Here is an 18,991-nt window from a genome sequence, read left to right on the forward strand (position 1 = left end):
TTCGGTGGTGCTGGATTCATGAGGATTCGAGCTTACGGCGCGCACCGCCGCCGCGCCCCACGGGAATGCCCGATGGCGCCGCGCGACTGTCCCGCGCGCGACGCGCTGCGCCGGCCTCAGGGGGCGCGCGGTCCGCGGGGTGCCGGCTTCTTCTTGTCGCCGCCGAACAGCCGCTCGACCTGCTGGCCGATGCGCGCGCCGATGGCCGTGCCCACGCCCGGCAGCACGGCGGTGCCCACGGCCGCGCCGGTGAGCGCGCCGCCGGTCAGCGAGAGTTCCGGATCGTCGAGGGTGCCGCCGAGCTTGAGCGGCACGCCGACCACGCCGTCGACGATGTCGACCGCCACCTCGCCATCGAGCTTGCGCAGGAAGATGCGTGCGCTGCCGGTGGCCGTGAGCGCGCCGGAGCGCGCCTTGAGATCGCGGTACTGCAGCCGCGTGCCGTCGCCCGTGGCCTGGGTGTCGAGCGTGCCGGTGAGCGCATCGAGCGGCGTGCGCCCGCCCCGGCTGGTGCCCGCGGTGCGGATCGCCTTGGCCAGGTCGAAACGGGTCAGCGTGGCCGGCTGCACCGTGAAACGCGTGCGGGTGTGGGCGCTGCGCCAGAGCGCACCCGGGTCGGCGCCAGTGGCGCGCAGCTCGGTGCGCCCGTTGACCTTGCCGGCCACGGGCGTGGAGCGCCCGAAGCTCTTCATCAGCTGCTCGATGTCGACGTTGCGCGGCTCGAGTTCGCCGGTCAGCAGCAGGCTGCCGTCCTGGGCGGTCTCGAGCGCGGTCTGGCCGTTCCACGTGCCGCCGCCCACGTCGATCAGCGTGCGCCAGCGGTCGGCCTGGCCCTCGCGTTCGAGGCGCAGGCGCACCGGGCTCGAGGCGTCGGCGGCCCGGCGCAGCTCGGCGCTGCGTGGGCGCCAGTTCGGGTCGAAGTCGATCTGGCCGTCGTAGGCCAGCGCGATGTCGCGCCGGTCGACCCAGGTGACGTCGGTGAAGCGGACCTGCGCGACGGGCACGGTGTCCAGCGTCCAGGCGCCGCCCGCGGGCGTCGCCGCCGCATCGCCCTGGCCGCGGAAGGCCCGCACCGATTCACGCGGCAGCGCCACGCCATCGGCCTCGGCCCAATCGACGCGGATGCGTCGCTCGAGCAGCGCGCGCCAGGGCGCACGCACCTCGAGCCGGCGCACACGGATCGGCTCGTCCTGCACGGTGGCCACCTCCTCGAGCACGATCCGGGGTGCCGGCAGCACCGACCAATGCAGGCCCCCGATGCGCAGGCCGACGCCGGTGCGCTGCTCGAACTCGGCCTGCGCACGCGCGACCAGCTCGGCGTTGCTCGGCACCCACCACGCGAACAACCCAGCCGCCACCGCGAGCGCGGTCGCGCCACCTGCCAGCCAGAGCACCGAGCGTTTCATGCGGCGAGCTTAGCCGCGCGGGGGCGACAGGCCGTGTAGTCGCGGGGCGCGTCCTGTCGCTATAGTTTTGACCATCTTTCTCTGGAGTCTCCATGGCCATCTGGCAAAAACCCCTCTCGCTCGACATGATGGCGAAGGCCGCGGTCAACACCGCTTCCGCCCACCTGGGCATCGAATTCATCGAGATCGGCGACGACTTCCTGCGCGGCCGCGTGCCCGTGGACCAGCGCACGGTCCAGCCCTTCGGCCTGCTGCACGGCGGCGTGTCGGTGGTGCTGGCCGAGACGCTGGGTTCGATGGGGGCCTACTACTCCTCGCCCGAAGGCCATTCCGCGGTGGGCCTGGACATCAACGCCAACCACCTGCGCTCGGCCCGCAGCGGCTGGGTCACGGGCACCGCCAGGCCGGTGCACCGCGGCCGCACGGTCCAGGTCTGGCAGATCGACCTGACCAACGAAGCCGGCGAGCTGACCTGCGTGTCGCGCATCACCATGTCCATGCTGCTCCCCAGGTAGGCGCGGCACGCGCCGTCCTCGCTGCGCCGATTCGCTCGATTCCAGGCCGCCAAAGCGCCTCGGAGCGGGCATCATCGGGCGCACTACAAACGAGGAGAAATCAATGTCCGGAATCTTCCAATGGCGCGAGGTGCAGGCCACCGAGGGCGCGGTCGTCGCGCCCGACGAGCGGCTGCCCTGGCCGCAGACCGCCGCGATGGGCGTGCAGCACGTGATCGCGATGTTCGGCGCCACGGTGCTGGCGCCGATCCTGATGGGCTTCAACCCCAACATCGCGATCCTGATGAGCGGTGTCGGCACGCTGCTGTTCTTTTTCATCACCGGCGGGCGCGTGCCCAGCTACCTGGGCTCGAGCTTCGCCTTCATCGGTGTGGTGATCGCGGCCAGCGGCTATGCGGGCTCGGGGCCCAACGCCAACCTCGCGGTGGCGCTGGGCGGCATCGTGGCCTGCGGCGTGCTCTACATCCTGATCGGCCTGCTGGTGCAGGCCATCGGCACCGGCTGGATCGAGCGCTTCATGCCGCCGGTGGTGACCGGCGCCGTGGTGGCGGTGATCGGGCTCAACCTGGCCAACGTGCCGATCAAGAACATGGCGGCGAACAACTTCGACGCCTGGATGCAGGCCGTGACCTTCCTCTGCGTGGGCCTGGTGGCGGTGTTCGCGCGCGGCATGGTGCAGCGGCTGCTGATCCTGGTCGGGCTGATCCTCGCAACCGTGGTCTATGCGGCGCTCACCAACGGCCTGGGCCTGGGCAAGCCGATGGACCTGAGCGGCATCGCCAACGCGGCCTGGTTCGGCCTGCCGGTGTTCACGGCGCCGGTGTTCACCGGCAGCGCGATGCTGCTGATCGCCCCGGTGGCGATCATCCTGGTGGCCGAGAACCTGGGCCACCTGAAGGCGGTGACGGCCATGACCGGGCGCAACCTCGACCCGCTGATGGGCCGCGCCTTCATCGCCGACGGCGTGGCGACGGTGGTCAGCGGCTCGGCCGGCGGCACCGGCGTGACCACCTATGCCGAGAACATCGGCGTGATGGCCGCCACCCGCATCTACTCCACGGCGGTGTTCGTGGTGGCCGCGCTGATCGCGCTGGTGCTGGGCTTCTCGCCCAAGTTCGGCGCGCTGATCCAGGCCATCCCGCTGCCGGTGATGGGCGGCGTGAGCATCGTGGTGTTCGGCCTGATCGCGGTCGCGGGCGCCAAGATCTGGGTCGACAACAAGGTGGACTTCTCGCAGAACCGCAACCTGATCGTCGCGGCGATCACGCTGATCATCGGCACCGGCGACTTCACGCTCAAGTTCGGCCAGTTCGCGCTGGGCGGCATCGGGACCGCCACCTTCGGCGCGATCATCCTGTGGGCCCTGCTCGGGCGCGCACGCAACGCCTGAATCCCCGGCCTCGCGCCGTGGCGGGCGCGAGGCCCTCAGGTCGCAGGCTTCTCGCAGACCAGGATGTAGTGCCTGCAGAGCAGCGATCGAAACGGGTACATCCCGCGCTTCTCCGCCACCGGCATCGGGTTGCGCGCCAAGTGGATGTAGAGCCACTGCACCGGGTAGACCAGCAGGGCGAAGGGCAGCATCAGCCAGTTCCTGCGCTCGATCGACACGTACTTCGGCTTTTCCCGCACCGTGAAACCGGCATCGCGCAGCAGCCGGATCATGTTCTGCAGCGGCAGCACCTTCCAGGTCGGCTGGTTCTGGTCGACGAAGATCTGGAACTGCCGGGTCTTGCCCAGCAGGAGGTAGGAAAGCCGATCCCACATCGTCACGCCGCTGTCGTTGGTCACGATGAAGCGGCCACCTGGGCGCAGGTGCTTGTGGCAGCTCTCGAAGAACTGCAGCGTGTTGTCGAACTCCATGACGCCGCTCACCGAAAGGATGCAATCGAAGGGCCGGTCCGGAAAGACCGAGAACGGCCGGCTGGCGTCGACCACGGCGAAGTCCTCCGCCGCAAGCCCCTCGGGCTTCTGAAGATCGCAGCCCCGCACCGCGGCCTCGGGAAAGAACGACCGCACCGTGCGAACCAGCTCCCCGTTTCCGCACGGGATATCGAGCACGTGGCTGCCGACCGCATGCCGATCGTCCTCCAGCAGCAGTTCGACGACGGCCCGGTTGACGCCAGGGCAGGTCTGCCCGGTGGGAACGGTATCGAGCGCGTCGTTTCGATTCATGGGCTGTCCAGAAGGGGTCGGCGGAACACAGGGGTGCCGTCGGGGCGGCGCATAAAGTCTAGCGACAGCCTCTCGAATGAACTCAAAAGCCTTACAAACTCCGTGCTTGCGTTCTGATCGACCGCACGCGAGCCCTCCGGCGCAGGTGCAACCCATTGCAAGAAGTGTTGGGGCGGGTGAGCACAAACCCGAGCAGCGCCGACGCAGTTCCTTCCGCCCGTTAGACTTCAACGCTTTTCGGACGACCTTTTCACATGGCCGATGCTTCCGCCGCGCGCACCAAGGCGGTTTTCGAATTCAAGAGCGCCACGCTGCCGCTGGTGGCGCTGATCCTCAAGACGACGGACCTCGGCGTGCTGACGACGGCGCTCGACGCCCAGCTGGCCGACTCGCCCGACTTCTTCGAGCAGGAGCCGGTGGTCATCGACCTCTCCCTGCTGCCCGAGGATACCGGCGCGAACGCGCTCGATTTCACCGCGTTGCGCGACCTGCTGGCGCGCCACCAGACCCAGCCGATCGCCGTGCGTGGCGGCAACGACGAGCAGAACGCCGCGGCCCGCGCCGCCGGCCTGTCGATCGCCGCGATGCCGGTCACGCCCACCCCGCGCGCGCCCGCGCCGCCGACCGCGGCCCCGGCCAGCGAGGCGCCGCAGATCGTGCGCGAGGTGCAGGTGCCCGCCAACGGCACGCTGGTCATCGACAAGCCGCTGCGCTCGGGCCAGCAGGTCTATGCCCGCGGCGGCGACGTGATCGTGATGGCGGTGGTGAACTTCGGCGCCGAAGTCATCGCCGACGGCAACGTCCACGTCTACGCCCCGCTGCGCGGCAAGGCCATCGCCGGCGCGCGCGGCAACACCGAGGCCCGGATCTTCACCACCTGCATGGAAGCGCAGCTGGTGGCGATCGCCGGCATCTATCGCACCTCCGAAATCGCGCTGCCGGCCAACCTGGCGGGCAAGGCGGTCCAGATCCATCTGGACGACAAGAAAATTCTCATGGAGCCGATCCTCTGATCGCCGCTTCGCAGCAACTGAACAACCGGATAACGAAAGAGGAACGGCAATGGCCAAAATTGTGGTGGTGACCTCGGGCAAGGGCGGCGTCGGCAAGACGACCACGAGCGCAAGCTTTGCGTCGGGCCTGGCCCTGGCGGGCAAGAAGACAGCCGTGATCGACTTCGACGTCGGCCTGCGCAACCTCGACCTGATCATGGGCTGCGAACGCCGCGTGGTGTACGACCTGATCAACGTGATCCAGGGCGAGGCCAACCTGAACCAGGCGCTGATCAAGGACAAGCAGTGCGACAACCTGTTCGTGCTGGCCGCCTCGCAGACGCGCGACAAGGAAGCCCTCACCGAGGAAGGCGTCGAGAAGGTGCTCAAGGACCTGGCGGCGATGGACTTCGACTACATCGTGTGCGACTCGCCCGCGGGCATCGAGACGGGCGCGATGATGGCCATGCACTTCGCCGATGAAGCGCTGATCGTGACCAACCCCGAAGTCTCCTCGGTGCGCGACTCCGACCGCATCCTGGGCATGCTGGGCAGCAAGACCCAGCGCGCCAAGAACGGCGGCGAGCCGATCAAGGAACACCTGCTGATCACCCGCTACAACCCGAACCGCGTGGCCGGCGGCCAGATGCTGTCGCTGGAGGACATCCAGGACATCCTGCGCATCAAGCTGATCGGCGTGATCCCGGAATCGGAAACCGTGCTGAACGCCTCCAACCAGGGCATCCCCGCGATCCACGACAAGGGCACCGACGTCTCGGAAGCCTACAGCGACGTGGTGGCGCGCTTCCTCGGCGAAGACCGCCCGATGCGCTTCATCGATGCGGAGAAACCCGGCTTCTTCAAGCGCATCTTCGGAGGCAAATGAGCATGTCCTTCCTTTCCTTTCTTCTCGGCGAAAAGAAGAAGACGGCCAGCGTCGCCAAGGAACGCCTGCAGATCATCCTGGCCCACGAACGCTCCAGCCTGAGCGCCAAGCGGCCCGAATACCTGGCCGACCTGCAGCGCGAACTGGTGGCGGTGATCTCCAAGTACGTGTCGATCAGCCCCGAGGACATCAAGGTCCACCTGGAACGCCAGGACGACCTCGAAGTGCTGGACATCAAGATCGAACTGCCCGAAAGCACGGCCGTTCCGGCCCGCTGAGGCTTTCTTCGCTTCGACGGCGCGCCTCCGCGCGCTAGAGTCGGGGGGACAGGGAGGGGCAAAGCCGCCACGGCACACGATGGCGCAGCACGACCGCTGGAGTTGCAGATGACGACATTGAAGCCCCTCGAGTGGGACGCGCCGAAGAAGGCGACCTCGGCCGAATCGGCCGATGCCGAAGGTTTTTTGTGGCCCCGCCCACCCGGTGGCGCCTATCCGCCGCCCAGCGTGCAGACCGAACCGCTGCCCTGCGAGATCCGCGGCATCAACGGCCAGCATGCGGCCGGCCGCATGACTTTCTTCATTCCCGACCAGGCCGTGGCCCTGGTGCAGCTGCCACGCGCGCGCACCACGGTGCCGCTGCGCTTCGACCAGTTCCGCTCGATCACGCTGACCACGCCGCTCGCACCGCTGGCCACGCCCGCGGTGGACCCGCAGTCCGGCGCACCGCGCGAACCGGCCAGCGCCGCCGTGCGCGTGATCATGAAGGACGGCACCGAGCGCCAGAGCCGTACGGTTGGCCATGTGGAGAGCCCGTTCGGCCTGTTCCTGTTCCCGCCGGCCGGTGAAGACGGCGGCGTGCTGCGCGAATTCCTGCCGCGTTCGGCCTTCGCCCGCTTCGAGGTCGACGCCCCCTCCGACGACGGCGACCCGGCGCAGGCGCTGGCCACGCCGCTGCTGTCGCGCATCGTCACCACGGCCGCCGAGCTGGTGGACGCGCTGCAGCACCAGGCGCGCATGCCGATGGTGCGCATCGGCGAGGCGCTGATCTCGCTGGGCATGGTGAGCGCCGACGACCTGCGCGACGCACTGGCCCACCAGCAGAAGGACCGCGGCGTGCCGTTGGGCGAACTGCTGGTGCGCCGCGGCGTGGTGTCGCGCGCCGACCTGCAGGTCGCGCTGACGCGCAAGATGGGCTACCCGCTGGTCGACCTCGACGTGTTCGTGCCCGAGCCCGAGGCGCTGCGCAAGATCGCCTATGCCGCGGCCCAGCGCCTGCAGGTCATGCCGCTGATGATGAGCGAGGGCCGGCTGGTGGTGGCGCTGGACGATCCGGCCAACCGGCGCGCGGCGGTCGACGAGGTCGAGTTCATTGCGCAGATGAAGGTGGCGCCGGTGCTGGCGCAGTGCCGCGACATGGAGCGAGGCCTGCACGCGGCCTACGACAAGATCGGCGCGGCCTCGGACAGCCGCTTCTCGCAGGCGCTGCGCCCGATCGAGTTCGAGCCGGGCGACACCACGGCGCTGGTCGAGTCGCTCGAGAAGGAGGGCGAGGACCGGGTCGACGAGGACGCGCCGATCGAGCAGTCCGACAACTCGCTGGTCAAGCTGATCAACCGGATGATCCTCGAGGCGCACTCGGGCGGCGTCTCGGACATCCACATCGAGAGCTACCCCGGCCGCGAGAAGATCCGCATCCGCTTCCGCAAGGACGGCCTGCTGCGCACCTACCTCGAGCTGCCCTCGAACTACCGCAACGCGATGATCGCGCGCATCAAGATCATGTGCGACCTCGACATCAGCGAGCGCCGCAAGCCGCAGGACGGCAAGATCAACTTCGCCAAGTTCTCGCCCCAGCACCGCATCGAGCTGCGCGTGGCCACCATCCCCACCAACAGCGGCCTGGAAGACGTGGTGATGCGGATCCTGGCCTCGGCCAAGCCGATCGCGCTCGACCGGCTGGGCCTGTCGGAGCTCAACCTGGAGCGCCTGCGCCACGCGGTCGAGCGGCCCTACGGCATGGTGCTGTGCGTGGGCCCCACGGGCTCGGGCAAGACCACCACGCTGCACTCGGCGCTGAGCCACATCAACGTGCCCGAACGGAAGATCTGGACCGCCGAGGACCCGATCGAAATCACCCAGCCCGGCCTGCGCCAGGTGCAGGTGAACCCGCGCATCGACTGGACCTTCGCCAAGGCGCTGCGCGCCTTTCTGCGGGCCGACCCGGACGTGATCATGGTGGGCGAAATCCGCGACGAGGAGACGGCCAAGATGGCGGTCGAGGCCTCGCTCACGGGCCACCTGGTGCTGTCCACGCTGCACACCAACAGCGCGCCCGAGACCGTGACGCGCCTGCTCGACATGGGCATGGACCCGTTCAACTTCGCCGACTCGCTGCTGGCGGTGCTGGCCCAGCGGCTGGTGCGCCGGCTCTGCACGCACTGCCGCACGAACCGCGACGCGACCGACGCCGAGATCGAGGAGCTGATGGGCGACTACCTGCGCGCTTACGGCGAAACCGACCTGCCGGAGACCCGCGAGGACGTGCTGGCGCGCTGGACCGCACGCCACGGCCAGAACGGCCGGCTGCAGATGTTCGCCAGCCCGGGCTGCTCCTTCTGCGACCAGACCGGTTTCAAGGGCCGGGCCGGGCTGCACGAATTGATGGTGATCTCGCGCGAACTGCGCCACCTGGTGCAGACCGGCGCGCGGGCCGAAGCCCTGCAGGCGACCGCGTTGCGCGAGGGCATGCGCACGCTGCGTCAGGACGGCATCGACAAGGTGCTGGCGGGCCAGACGACCATCGAGGAAGTGCGCTCCACCAGCAACGTGTGAATGCGCGGGCAATCCGTGTCGCAGGCCACACAGCGCGTCAAATAAGTTGAGGGGCCTGTCACCCGCAAGAGGTACATTGGAATCAATTCCTCAGCTTCCTGAACGGATCCGCCATGGCATCGAACCAGCAGACGCGCGTTGAGTTGAAGGCGATCGCCGCCGCAGCGGTGCGCGAGCGATTGCGCCAGGCGCTGCCCCTCACGGTCGAGCGCCTGAACCAGCGTCAGGCCGACCTGATCGAGGACAGCGACATCGAGGCCTTCGTCGGCCTGAACTGGCTCGAGTGGCACGGCGGCGGCCTGCGCCTGACCATCACCGGGCGCAATGTGTGCGCCCAGATGACCGCCGCGCCGGCCTCCGTCTGAGCGAAGGCCGCGGCGCTGGGCTGCGCGCTTATTGCGAAGCGATGATCTGCGCGATCACACCGGTCGCGATGGCCGCGAGCACGAAGTCGCCGCCCACCCCGACCCACTGGTAGCCGCGCGGCGGCGCCTGCAGGCGGTAGCTGCGCCAGTCGTTCACCACGTAGTTGCGACCCCGGTACTCGGTCGGCACGCGGCCGCCGCGACGCCATTCGACGTGCGGCTGCGGGTAGCCACGGCGATCGGCGAATCGGCCGTCACGGTAGTCCTGGCGATCGTTGCGCTGGTTGTAGCGCTGGTCCTGGCGTTGATCGCGGTGCTGAGGCCCGCGGTCGTCCCACCGGCGATCCTGCGCAAAGGCGCTGCCCGCCATGCACAGTGCAAGGACACCGGCCACGATGGCGGTCACGCGCTTGGATGTGTTGTTGTTCATCTGGAACTCCTTCTGCGTTGGATGAGGGATTCAGTATCGGCAGGCCGCGTGTCGCGCAGCCACGGCGCAGGTGCGCATCGCGTGAAGGCGGTAAGCGCGCGTATCCGTACGCGAACACGCCTGCGGCGGCTCAGGACGGCGCCATCTGGGTGCTCTGCGGGCCCACGGGCGGCGGCGCCGGATGGCGCGTGCCGCCGGGCAGCTTGCGGCCCAGCGACTCACCGGCCCGGCGCACCGGCCGGCTGGCGCGCTCGGAGACGTTGTCGACGCCACGGCGGGTGGCGCCTGCCGCGCGGTCGACGCCGCGGCCCGCCGCATCGGCGCCCCGCTTCGCGCCGCCCAGTGCGGTGCCGTCGCGTGGCGGCGGCGGTTGGAGCGTCTGCGCGCGCTGGGCGCGCGGCGGGTTGTCGGCGTTCTGGGCCTGGGCCGCGGCGGGCAGCCCCAGTGCAAGGCCCAGCATGGCGCCAAGAATCCAGGCGGGGGACAGTAAAGCTGAAGAGTTCATCGGAACGCTCCTTGAGGGCAACGGGACAGGATCAGGTCGGGGATTCCTTCGCATCCTGCACTTCCTCCGCCGCGGCGCGCGTCAGACGTTCGCTCTTCCAGTACACATCGTCGCCACCGTCGGTGCGGTTGAGCACCCGCGCCAGCACGAACAGCAGGTCGCTCAGGCGGTTGAGGTAGTGGCGCAGCGAGGCGTTGATCTGCTCGGACGCACCCAGCGCTACCACGGCCCGCTCGGCGCGCCGCGCCACGGTGCGGCACACATGGGCCAGCGAGGCCCCGCGCGTGCCCGCAGGCAGGATGAATTCGGCCAGCCGAGGCAGGGCCGCGTTGTGCGCGGCCAGCGCGTTGTCAAGCTGCAGCAGGGCCTCGTCCTTGAGCAGCGTGTAGCCGGGCATCGAGAGCTCGCCGCCCAGGTTGAACAGCTGGTGCTGCACGTCGACCAGCAGCTCGCGCACGGCGTCCGGCATGGGCTCGCAGAGCAGCACGCCGATCTGCGAGTTGAGTTCGTCGACGTCGCCCATGGCCTGCACGCGCAGGTGGTCCTTGGGGACGCGGGTGTTGTCGCCCAGGCCGGTGGTGCCGTCGTCGCCGGTGCGCGTCGCGATCTGCGTGAGTCGATTGCCCATGGGAGGTCCGTTGAAAGAGTGCAGTTCTTAGAATGGTAGACCGCTCCTGGAGACCCACGATGAATGCGCCCGCCACCGCCGACCAGCTCTTGCCCGAATTCCACCTGCGCACGGTGCCCGACGCGCTGGTCGACGCCCTGAAGACACGTTTCGCCGAGCGCTGCTCGACCGCCCTGGCGGTGCGCACGCAGCACGGCCGCGACGAGTCCTCCTTCGAGGCGCCGCCGCCCGCGGCCGTGGTGTTCGCCGAGAGCACGCAGGACGTGGCCGATGCCGTGCGGCTGGCCGGCGAGCACAGCGTGCCGGTGATCCCCTTCGGCGTCGGTTCGTCGCTGGAAGGCCACCTGCTGGCCGTCCAGGGCGGCATCAGCCTCGACCTGGGCCGCATGAGCCGCGTGCTGTCGATCAACGCCGACGACCTCACTGTCACGGTGCAGCCCGGCGTCACACGCAAGCAGCTCAACGACGAGATCAAGAGCACCGGCCTGTTCTTCCCCATCGACCCGGGCGCCGACGCCTCCATCGGCGGCATGGTCGCCACCCGCGCCAGCGGCACGAACGCGGTGCGCTACGGCACCATGCGCGAGAACGTGCTGGGCCTGGAGGTGGTGACGGCCGCCGGCGAGACGATCCGCACCGGCACGCGCGCGCGCAAGTCCTCGGCCGGCTACGACCTGACGCGGCTGATGGTCGGCAGCGAAGGCACGCTGGGCGTGGTGACCGAGATCACGCTGCGCATCTACCCGCTGCCCGAGGCGGTGTCGGCCGCCATCTGCTCCTTCCCGAGCATCGAGGCGGCCGTGCGCACCACCATCGAGACGATCCAGCTGGGCGTGCCGATCGCGCGCGTCGAACTGATCGACGTGAACACCGTGCGCATGGTCAACGCCTACGCCAAGCTGGGCCTGCGCGAGGAGCCGATGCTGCTGATGGAATTCCACGGCTCGCCCGCGGGCGTCAAGGAGCAGGCCGAAACCGTGCAGGAACTGGCCAGCGGCCATGGCGGCAACGCCTTCGAATGGGCCACCACGCCCGAGGAACGCACCCGCCTGTGGACCGCGCGGCACAACGCCTACTTCGCGGCCATCCAGTCGCGCCCGGGCTGCCGCGCCATCTCGACCGACACCTGCGTGCCGATCTCGCGCCTGGCCGACTGCCTGCTCGACTCGGTGGCCGAGGCCGATGCCAGCGGCATTCCCTACTTCCTGGTAGGCCACGTGGGCGACGGCAACTTCCACTTCGGCTACCTGATCGACCCCAACGACGCCGAGGAGCGCGCCAAGGCCGAGGTGCTCAACCATGCGCTGGTCTCGCGCGCGATCGCGCTGGAAGGCACCTGCAGCGGCGAGCACGGCATCGGGCTGCACAAGATGGGTTTCCTGGTCGACGAGGCCGGCGCGGGCGCGGTCGACATGATGCGCACCATCAAGCGCGCGCTGGACCCGAAGAACATCATGAACCCGGGCAAGATCTTCAGCCTCTAGTGCCTGCAGGCCTCCAAGAGAAAAGCCTGGCGCTCTCGCGAGCGCCAGGCTTTTTCCGTGGATTCAGATCATTTTTTCCTGCGCGCTGGCGCCTTCGCCGCGCCAGGCGCGGAAGTCTGCGACGGTGCGGCACCGCCATCGACGCCGAGGCGCCCTCCCCCGCCCAGGCCCTGGCCCTGCACCGACTGGGCCTTGTAGCTGCGAAGCGAAACGACGAGCTGGTTGAATGCGTCCATGAACGCGGCGGCGATGACCTTGCCCTGCGGCGTGCGCGAGTAGCCGCCGATGCCGCCCGCTGCCGAGGCCCCGGCGAGCCCCAGGAAGCCACCGAAATCGGTCTTGGAGGCGCTGCCTTCCGAAACCCCGATCTGCACCCCCGAACGGTTGTCGATGAGCGTCAGCAAGGTGCTGGCTTCCTTGGTCTGCAAGCTGCCCCCCAGACCGGCCAGCAGCTGGCCGCGGCCGCCGCCGACCAGCCCGCCCAATGCGGCACCCATTCCACCGGCGTTGCTGTCGCTGAAGACGATCTCCGGCGAGATGCCGTAGTCCGAGGCGACCATCTGGCCGCCGCCGAAATTGCTGCCCTTGCGCATTTCGCCAGACTGCATGATGGCGCGTTCACGGGTCATGGCGTTCATTCCACTCGCACCGCGCTCGACCACGACGAAGCAGTTCGACTGCTGGATCAACAGGCGCAGCAATGTCGAGGTGGGCGGCAGCTTGTATTCGCCCGTGAGGATGGTGTACCAGCCGGCCGTCTGGTTCTCGATCAGCGAGACGGTGCCCAGCGGCGACGCACAGCGCTCGAGTTGGCTGCTGGCGTTGGTCGACGCCGCGCCGGCGGCACTGCCAGTGGCGACGGTCTTGGCCGACTGGCTGCCCATCTGCATGTCGGTGGTCTGGCAGCCCGCCAGGAAAAGCATGCCAGCCGTGACAGCAGCCAGCGGAAATCCGATCTTTCTCATTTTTTCAGCTCCCTTGAATCCCAGTTGGAAAAAAATCCTAACTGGCAGGGGCCGAGAAGCCGGCAACCGTAGCGCCGGAAAGTCCGGCGTTCGGTGATTTATGTCGCGCGACGGATGCGGTCGATCAGGCCGTTGAGCGCCTCCAGCGAGCCGAAGTGGATCGCCAGTTCACCGCTCTCCTCGATCTTGCCGCCGCGCTTGCTGCGCTTCTTGATGCGCACCTCGACCTCAGCGGTCAGCAGGTCTGCCAGCTCTTCCTCGACCCGCAGCAGGTCGCGCGACTTGTCGGCCGCGCCGTTGCGGCGTGGCGAGGGCGTGAGGCTGAAGTCGGCGGCGAGCTTCTTGACCAGCGCCTCGGCCTCGCGCACCGACATCTTCTTGCCCGCGATCTGGTTGGCGGCCGTGATCTGGGTGCCGCGGTCCAGCGACAGCAGCGCGCGCGCATGGCCCATGTCGATGTCGCCGGCCATCAGCATGGCCTGGGCGGGCTCGGCCAGGTTCAGCAGGCGCAGCAGGTTGCTGGCGGCGCTGCGCGAACGGCCCACGGCCTGGGCCGCGGCTTCGTGGGTGAGCCCGAACTCCGCGACCAGGCGCTGCAGGCCCTGCGCCTCTTCCAGCGGGTTCAGGTCCTCGCGCTGGATGTTCTCGATCAGCGACATGGCCGCGGCGGCCTCGTTGGGCACGTCGCGCACCAGCACCGGCACGCTGTCCAGGCCGGCCAATTTGGCGGCGCGGAAGCGGCGCTCGCCGGCGATGATCTCGAACTCGGCGTTCTTCGCGGCGGCCGATTCGGCGTCGAGCCGGCGCACCAGGATCGGCTGCATGATGCCCTGCACCTTGATGCTCTCGGCCAGCTCGTAGAGCGCGCCCTCGTCCATGCGGGTGCGCGGCTGGTAGACGCCAGCCACCATCTGCTCGAGCTTGAGCACCGTGGGCTGGGGCACCGGGGCGTTGGCGTCGGGGGCGGCCGGTTCGTCGGTGCTGCCGTTGAAGGTGGGGCCCAGCAGGGCTTCGAGTCCGCGGCCGAGGCCCTTGGGTTTCTTGGTGGCCATCGAGGTCAGTCTTCTTTGTCTGTGGTCTTCAGGAGGTCGTCCAGCAGCGCCCGGCCCTGGGGCCAGTCGCCCAGGCCGGATTCGCCGTTGAGGTGGCCGGCGGTGCCGGCGTCGACGAAGCGTGCGCCCCAGTCGGCCGCCAGCTGGCGCGAGCGCGCGGCGTCGCAATAGGGATCGTCATTCGCCGCGATCAGCAGCGAAGGAAAAGGCAATCGCTGGCGCACGATGGGTGCCCAGCCGGGAATCATCTGGCGCAGGTCGTCGCGCTCCAGGTCGCCGGGCGCCACAAGCAGGGCCGCACGGACCTTGTCTGTGTTGCGCGAGTGCGCGGCCCAGGCTGCGACCAGGATGCAGCCCAGGCTGTGGGCCACGAGCGCCACCGGGCCGGGCGCGGCCAGCACTTCTTCCTCGAGCCGGGACAGCCAGTCGCCGCGGCGGGGATGCATCCACTCGTGCTGCTCGACCCGGTGGTCGCCATGCACGGCCTCCCAGCGGCTCTGCCAATGGGGCGCATCGCTGTTCTGCCAGCCGGGCAGCAGCAGGATGGGGGTAGGGATGCTCATCGCATCATTCCTCGGCCGTATCGGCTGCAGCGGCGTCCTGGGTCTCGGCCGGCAGCTCGACCGGCGGGGGCGCGGGCTGGGCCAGCGCACTGGCTGGCGGCATCTTCTCGACCAGCTCCTGCGCGAAGGCGACGAAGGCCTGGCTGCCGCGCGCCGACGGGTCGAACACCACGCCCGGCAGGCCGTAGCTCGGGGCCTCGGCCAGCCGCACGTTGCGCGGGATCACGGTGTCGAACACCTTGTCGCCGAAATGGCCCTTGAGCTGCTCGCTCACCTGCTGCTGCAAGGTGATGCGCGGGTCGAACATCACGCGCAGCAGGCCGATGATCTGCAGGTTCTTGTTGAGGTTGGCGTGCACCTGCTTGATGGTGTTGACCAGGTCGGTCAGGCCCTCGAGCGCGAAGTACTCGCACTGCATGGGCACGATCACGCCATGGGCCGCGCACAGGCCGTTGAGCGTCAGCATGCTCAGGCTGGGCGGGCAGTCGATCAGGATGAAGTCGTACTCGGCGCCCACGGCCGCCAGCGCGGTGCGCAGGCGCTTCTCGCGCCGGTCCAGCGCGACCATCTCGACCTCGGCGCCGGCCAGCTCGCGGTTGGCGCCCAGCACGTCGTAGTTGCATCGCTCGGCCCGCACGCGAGCCTCGGCCACCGTGGCCGACTCCAGCAGCACGTCGTACACCGTCAGTTCGAGCTGGCGCTTGTCGATGCCCGAACCCATGGTGGCGTTGCCCTGAGGGTCGAGGTCGATCATCAGCACCCGCTGGCCCACCTTGGCCAGGCCGGCGGCGAGGTTCACGGTGGTGGTGGTCTTGCCGACGCCACCCTTCTGGTTGGCAATGCAGAAAATCTTGGCCATCGTCTCTTCTCTCTCAGCGCGACACGGCGAGCTTGATGCCGAAGGCGATCAGGAAGACGCCCGCCAGCTTCTCCAGGGTCTGCGAAATGCGCGGGTTGGCACGCAGCCGCTCCGCCAGGAAATGGGTCAACAGCGTCGCCGCCAGGCCGTACAGGAAGGTCAACACCGCGATGGTCAGGGCCATGAAGGCGAAAGTGCGGAAGCCCTGGTGGCGCGCCGGATCGACGAACAAGGGGAAGAAAGCCATGTAGAAGACGATCGCCTTGGGGTTCAGCAAGGTGATGAACATCGCCTGGCGGAAGAACTGCCGCGGGCGGATGTTGAGGATCGGGGCGGCGCCGGGCTTGGCCAGCAGCATGCGGGCGCCCAGCCAGGCCAGGTAGGCCGCGCCCAGCCACTGCACCGCGTGGAAGGCCGTGGGATAGGCCGCCAGCAGCGCCGCCACGCCGGCCACCGCCATCCACATCAGCACCTGGTCGCCGGCGATCACACCCAGCGTGGCGGCCAGGCCGCCGCGGATGCCGCCCTTCCCTGTCGAGGTGATCAGGGCCAGGTTGCCTGGGCCTGGGATCGCGAGAAACAGGACGATGGCCGCAACGAATGCGCCGTAATCAGCGATGCCGAACATGGGATGTGCCTGAGGCCGGAGGTGGGAGGGAGCTGCGAGTCTAAGCGAGCCATCCCTACCACCGACACCCCTGCAGCGTTCAGGACGCTGCTTTTCGTGCCCAGACGATGCAGCGCTCGGCGTCCAGGCCCGGTACCGTCAGTTGTTCCACGTGAAACACATCGACGAAGGACGGCAATTGCGCGAGTTCGTCCGAAGGCAGTTTGCCCTTCATCGCCAGCCAGATGCCCTGCGGGCCGAGCAGTTGCTGCGAGCCGTTGTAGAAGTCGGGCAGCGAGGCAAAGGCCCGGCAGCTGATCACGTCGTAGGCACCGCGCTGCGCCTCCACGCGCGCATGCAGCCCGCGCAGGTTGGGCAGGCGCAGCTCGGCCGCCACCTGCTGGACGAAGGCGGTCTTCTTGGCCACTGCGTCCAGGCAGGTCACGTCGATGTCCTCGCGCAGGATGGCGATCACCACGCCCGGCAGCCCTGCCCCGGCGCCGACGTCCAGCAGCTTGGTACCGACGGCGCTGGCTGGCCGCTCGCGCTGCAGCGGCGGCAGCACCGAGAGGCTGTCGAGCAGGTGATGGCTCAGCACCGCATCGGGCTCGCGCAAGGCCGTGAGGTTGTAGACCTTGTTCCACTTGAGGATCAGCGCACCGTAGGCCAGCAGCCGCTCGGCTTGCAGATCGCTCAGGTCGAGGCCGAGGGCCTTGGCGCCCTCTTGCAACTGAATCGACTGGCTCATGCTTCGGCCACCGGCGCAGCGGTGTCGGCCACGGCATCGCGTGCGAAGGCGCGATGCCCGCCCTTGCGCAGGTGCACCATCAGCAAGGAGATGGCGGCCGGCGTTACGCCGGAAATGCGCGAGGCCAGGCCCAGGGTCTCGGGCCGCTGGCGTTCGAGCTTCTGCCGCACCTCGAAACTCAGCGCACTCACCTGGCTGTAGTCGAAGTCCGCGGGCAGGCGCAGGTTCTCGTAATGCGCGGCACGCTCCACCTCGTCATGCTGGCGGTCGATGTAGCCTGAGTACTTAGCCGAGATCTCGACCTGTTCCACCTCGACGGGCGCCAGGGGCTCGGCCGGCGCGTACTTGCCGCCGTCCAGCGACATCAGCGCCGCGTAGTTAACATCGGGGCGACGCAGCAGGTCGCCCAGGTTGTATTCATGCTCGATGGCCTTGCCCAGCACCCGCTGCGACTCGCTGGCCGGCAGGTTGCGTGGATTGACCCAGACCGATTTGAGCCGCTGTGTTTCACGTGAAACAACGTCGCGCTTGCGCGAGAACGCATCCCAGCGCGCGTCGTCGACCAGGCCCAGCTTGCGCCCAGCCTCGGTCAGACGCATGTCGGCGTTGTCCTCGCGCAGCTGCAGCCGAAACTCGGCGCGGCTGGTGAACATGCGGTAGGGCTCGGTCACACCCTTGGTGATCAGGTCATCGACCAGCACACCCAGGTAGGCCTCGTCGCGGCGCGGCAGCCAAGCGCCCTCGCCCCGGCATTGCAGCGCGGCATTGATGCCGGCGAACAGGCCCTGCGCCGCGGCTTCTTCGTAGCCGGTGGTGCCGTTGATCTGGCCGGCGAAGAACAGGCCCTGGATCGCGCGCGTCTCGAAGCTGCTCTTGAGTTCGCGTGGATCGAAGTAGTCGTACTCGATCGCATAGCCCGGGCGCAGGATGTGCGCGTTCTCCAGGCCCACCATCGAGCGCACCAGTTGGTACTGGATGTCGAAAGGCAGGCTGGTCGAGATCCCGTTCGGGTAGTACTCGTTCGTCGTCAGGCCTTCGGGCTCGAGGAAGATCTGATGGCTTTCCTTGTCGGCGAAGCGGTTGATCTTGTCTTCCACGCTCGGGCAGTAGCGCGGGCCCACGCCTTCGATCTTGCCGGTGAACATCGGACTGCGGTCGAAGCCCGAACGGATGATGTCGTGCGTGCGCGCGTTGGTGTTGGTGATCCAGCAGGCCATCTGCCGCGGATGCATGTCCGCGCGGCCCATGGTGCTGAACACCGGCATGGTGGTCGTCTCGCCGCCGGGCATGCCGTCACCGGGCTGCTCGATGCACTTCGAGAAGTCGATGCTGCGCCCATCGAGCCGCGGCGGCGTACCGGTCTTGAGCCGGCCCTGGGGCAGCTTCAGTTCCTTGAGCCGGGCCGACAGGCTGATGGCCGGCGGGTCCCCTGCCCGGCCGGCCTGGTAGTTGTCCAGGCCCACATGGATGCGGCCGTCGAGGAAGGTGCCGGCGGTCAGCACCACGGTGCGCGCCCGGAAGCGGATGCCCACCTGCGTGACCGCGCCCACCACGCGATCGCCCTCCACCATCAGGTCGTCCACGCCCTGCTGGAACAGGCTCAGGTTCGGCTGGTTCTCCAGCCGGTGGCGGATCGCCGCCTTGTAGAGCACGCGGTCGGCCTGGGCGCGCGTGGCGCGCACGGCCGGGCCCTTGCTCGAATTGAGGATACGGAACTGGATGCCCGATTCATCGGTGGCCAGCGCCATCGCGCCGCCCAACGCGTCGACCTCGCGCACCAGATGGCCCTTGCCGATGCCGCCGATCGAGGGGTTGCAGCTCATCTGGCCCAAGGTCTCGATGTTGTGGGTCAGCAGCAGCGTCTTGGCGCCCATGCGGGCGGAGGCCAGGGCAGCCTCGGTACCGGCGTGACCGCCGCCGACGACGATGACGTCGAATTCTTCAGGATAGAGCATGAGATGGAGGCGCACTCTCGCGTGC

General features: G+C 68.6%; 20 protein-coding genes. 8 read left to right on the forward strand and 12 right to left on the reverse strand.

Going from position 1 to position 18,991, the window contains the following annotated elements; translation table 11 throughout:
• Window positions 1–116 precede the first annotated feature (116 nt).
• The gene (locus tag K0H49_RS16340; protein WP_219214595.1) at window positions 117–1,406 is read right to left on the reverse strand and encodes an AsmA-like C-terminal region-containing protein; all 1,290 of its coding nucleotides are present in this window, start codon (window positions 1,404–1,406) and stop codon (window positions 117–119) included.
• 92 nt (window positions 1,407–1,498) lie between these two features.
• Between K0H49_RS16340 and K0H49_RS16345 the strand changes: the two genes are divergently transcribed.
• On the forward strand, window positions 1,499–1,921 hold the full coding sequence (locus K0H49_RS16345; protein WP_219214597.1) for a hotdog fold thioesterase: 423 nt from the start codon (window positions 1,499–1,501) through the stop codon (window positions 1,919–1,921).
• A gap of 103 nt (window positions 1,922–2,024) precedes the next feature.
• Entirely contained in the window at window positions 2,025–3,311 is a 1,287-nt protein-coding gene (locus K0H49_RS16350; RefSeq protein ID WP_219214600.1) for a solute carrier family 23 protein, read from the forward strand.
• A gap of 35 nt (window positions 3,312–3,346) precedes the next feature.
• Here the strand turns inward: K0H49_RS16350 and K0H49_RS16355 are convergent, their stop codons facing one another.
• Window positions 3,347–4,093 carry a methyltransferase domain-containing protein gene (locus K0H49_RS16355; protein WP_219214602.1) on the reverse strand — a complete coding sequence of 249 codons (747 nt, stop codon included), beginning with the start codon at window positions 4,091–4,093 and terminating at the stop codon, window positions 3,347–3,349.
• Window positions 4,094–4,347: 254 nt separating this feature from the next.
• On the opposite strand from K0H49_RS16355, the gene minC reads away from it, so the two are divergent.
• The 5 genes from minC (at window position 4,348) to K0H49_RS16380 (ending at window position 9,170) form a co-directional block, all read left to right on the forward strand.
• Window positions 4,348–5,106: a septum site-determining protein MinC gene (gene minC / locus K0H49_RS16360; RefSeq protein WP_219214605.1), complete on the forward strand. Its 759-nt coding sequence runs from the start codon at window positions 4,348–4,350 to the stop codon at window positions 5,104–5,106.
• A 49-nt stretch (window positions 5,107–5,155) separates the two neighbouring features.
• Window positions 5,156–5,971: a septum site-determining protein MinD gene (minD, locus tag K0H49_RS16365; RefSeq protein ID WP_219214608.1), complete on the forward strand. Its 816-nt coding sequence runs from the start codon at window positions 5,156–5,158 to the stop codon at window positions 5,969–5,971.
• A 2-nt stretch (window positions 5,972–5,973) separates the two neighbouring features.
• Window positions 5,974–6,249 carry a cell division topological specificity factor MinE gene (gene minE, locus K0H49_RS16370; protein WP_183028471.1) on the forward strand — a complete coding sequence of 92 codons (276 nt, stop codon included), beginning with the start codon at window positions 5,974–5,976 and terminating at the stop codon, window positions 6,247–6,249.
• A 108-nt stretch (window positions 6,250–6,357) separates the two neighbouring features.
• A complete protein-coding gene (locus K0H49_RS16375; RefSeq protein ID WP_219214611.1) occupies window positions 6,358–8,805 on the forward strand; it encodes a GspE/PulE family protein in 2,448 nt (815 codons plus the stop codon).
• A 113-nt stretch (window positions 8,806–8,918) separates the two neighbouring features.
• A complete protein-coding gene (locus K0H49_RS16380) occupies window positions 8,919–9,170 on the forward strand; it encodes a hypothetical protein (protein WP_219214614.1) in 252 nt (83 codons plus the stop codon).
• A 28-nt stretch (window positions 9,171–9,198) separates the two neighbouring features.
• Here the strand turns inward: K0H49_RS16380 and K0H49_RS16385 are convergent, their stop codons facing one another.
• The 3 genes from K0H49_RS16385 to K0H49_RS16395 all read right to left on the reverse strand — a co-directional run bounded on the left by K0H49_RS16385 (window position 9,199) and on the right by K0H49_RS16395 (window position 10,733).
• On the reverse strand, window positions 9,199–9,600 hold the full coding sequence (locus tag K0H49_RS16385) for an RcnB family protein (protein WP_219214617.1): 402 nt from the start codon (window positions 9,598–9,600) through the stop codon (window positions 9,199–9,201).
• 130 nt (window positions 9,601–9,730) lie between these two features.
• The gene (locus K0H49_RS16390) at window positions 9,731–10,105 is read right to left on the reverse strand and encodes a hypothetical protein (protein ID WP_257624921.1); all 375 of its coding nucleotides are present in this window, start codon (window positions 10,103–10,105) and stop codon (window positions 9,731–9,733) included.
• A gap of 31 nt (window positions 10,106–10,136) precedes the next feature.
• Window positions 10,137–10,733 (reverse strand): cob(I)yrinic acid a,c-diamide adenosyltransferase, encoded by a 597-nt coding sequence (locus tag K0H49_RS16395; RefSeq protein WP_219214620.1) that lies wholly within the window; start codon window positions 10,731–10,733, stop codon window positions 10,137–10,139.
• A 59-nt stretch (window positions 10,734–10,792) separates the two neighbouring features.
• Between K0H49_RS16395 and K0H49_RS16400 the strand changes: the two genes are divergently transcribed.
• Window positions 10,793–12,217, forward strand: coding sequence for an FAD-binding oxidoreductase (locus K0H49_RS16400; RefSeq protein WP_219214623.1), 1,425 nt, complete (start codon window positions 10,793–10,795; stop codon window positions 12,215–12,217).
• Between the two features lie 68 nt (window positions 12,218–12,285).
• Here K0H49_RS16400 and K0H49_RS16405 read toward each other — a convergent pair whose 3' ends face one another.
• The 7 genes from K0H49_RS16405 to mnmG all read right to left on the reverse strand — a co-directional run bounded on the left by K0H49_RS16405 (window position 12,286) and on the right by mnmG (window position 18,966).
• On the reverse strand, window positions 12,286–13,182 hold the full coding sequence (locus K0H49_RS16405) for a CsgG/HfaB family protein (RefSeq protein ID WP_219214625.1): 897 nt from the start codon (window positions 13,180–13,182) through the stop codon (window positions 12,286–12,288).
• A gap of 98 nt (window positions 13,183–13,280) precedes the next feature.
• On the reverse strand, window positions 13,281–14,234 hold the full coding sequence (locus K0H49_RS16410) for a ParB/RepB/Spo0J family partition protein (RefSeq protein ID WP_219214628.1): 954 nt from the start codon (window positions 14,232–14,234) through the stop codon (window positions 13,281–13,283).
• A 5-nt stretch (window positions 14,235–14,239) separates the two neighbouring features.
• On the reverse strand, window positions 14,240–14,797 hold the full coding sequence (locus K0H49_RS16415; RefSeq protein ID WP_219214631.1) for an RBBP9/YdeN family alpha/beta hydrolase: 558 nt from the start codon (window positions 14,795–14,797) through the stop codon (window positions 14,240–14,242).
• A gap of 4 nt (window positions 14,798–14,801) precedes the next feature.
• Window positions 14,802–15,656: a ParA family protein gene (locus K0H49_RS16420; protein ID WP_257624922.1), complete on the reverse strand. Its 855-nt coding sequence runs from the start codon at window positions 15,654–15,656 to the stop codon at window positions 14,802–14,804.
• 13 nt (window positions 15,657–15,669) lie between these two features.
• On the reverse strand, window positions 15,670–16,284 hold the full coding sequence (locus tag K0H49_RS16425) for a LysE family translocator (protein WP_183028481.1): 615 nt from the start codon (window positions 16,282–16,284) through the stop codon (window positions 15,670–15,672).
• Window positions 16,285–16,363: 79 nt separating this feature from the next.
• A complete protein-coding gene (rsmG, locus tag K0H49_RS16430; RefSeq protein ID WP_219214634.1) occupies window positions 16,364–17,011 on the reverse strand; it encodes a 16S rRNA (guanine(527)-N(7))-methyltransferase RsmG in 648 nt (215 codons plus the stop codon).
• On the reverse strand, window positions 17,008–18,966 hold the full coding sequence (gene mnmG, locus K0H49_RS16435) for a tRNA uridine-5-carboxymethylaminomethyl(34) synthesis enzyme MnmG (protein ID WP_219214638.1): 1,959 nt from the start codon (window positions 18,964–18,966) through the stop codon (window positions 17,008–17,010). The genes rsmG and mnmG overlap by 4 nt, the downstream gene beginning before the upstream one ends.
• Window positions 18,967–18,991 lie beyond the last annotated feature (25 nt).

Origin of the sequence: Variovorax boronicumulans (assembly GCF_019352895.1) — a bacterium.
GTDB classification, from domain to species: domain Bacteria; phylum Pseudomonadota; class Gammaproteobacteria; order Burkholderiales; family Burkholderiaceae_C; genus Variovorax; species Variovorax boronicumulans_A.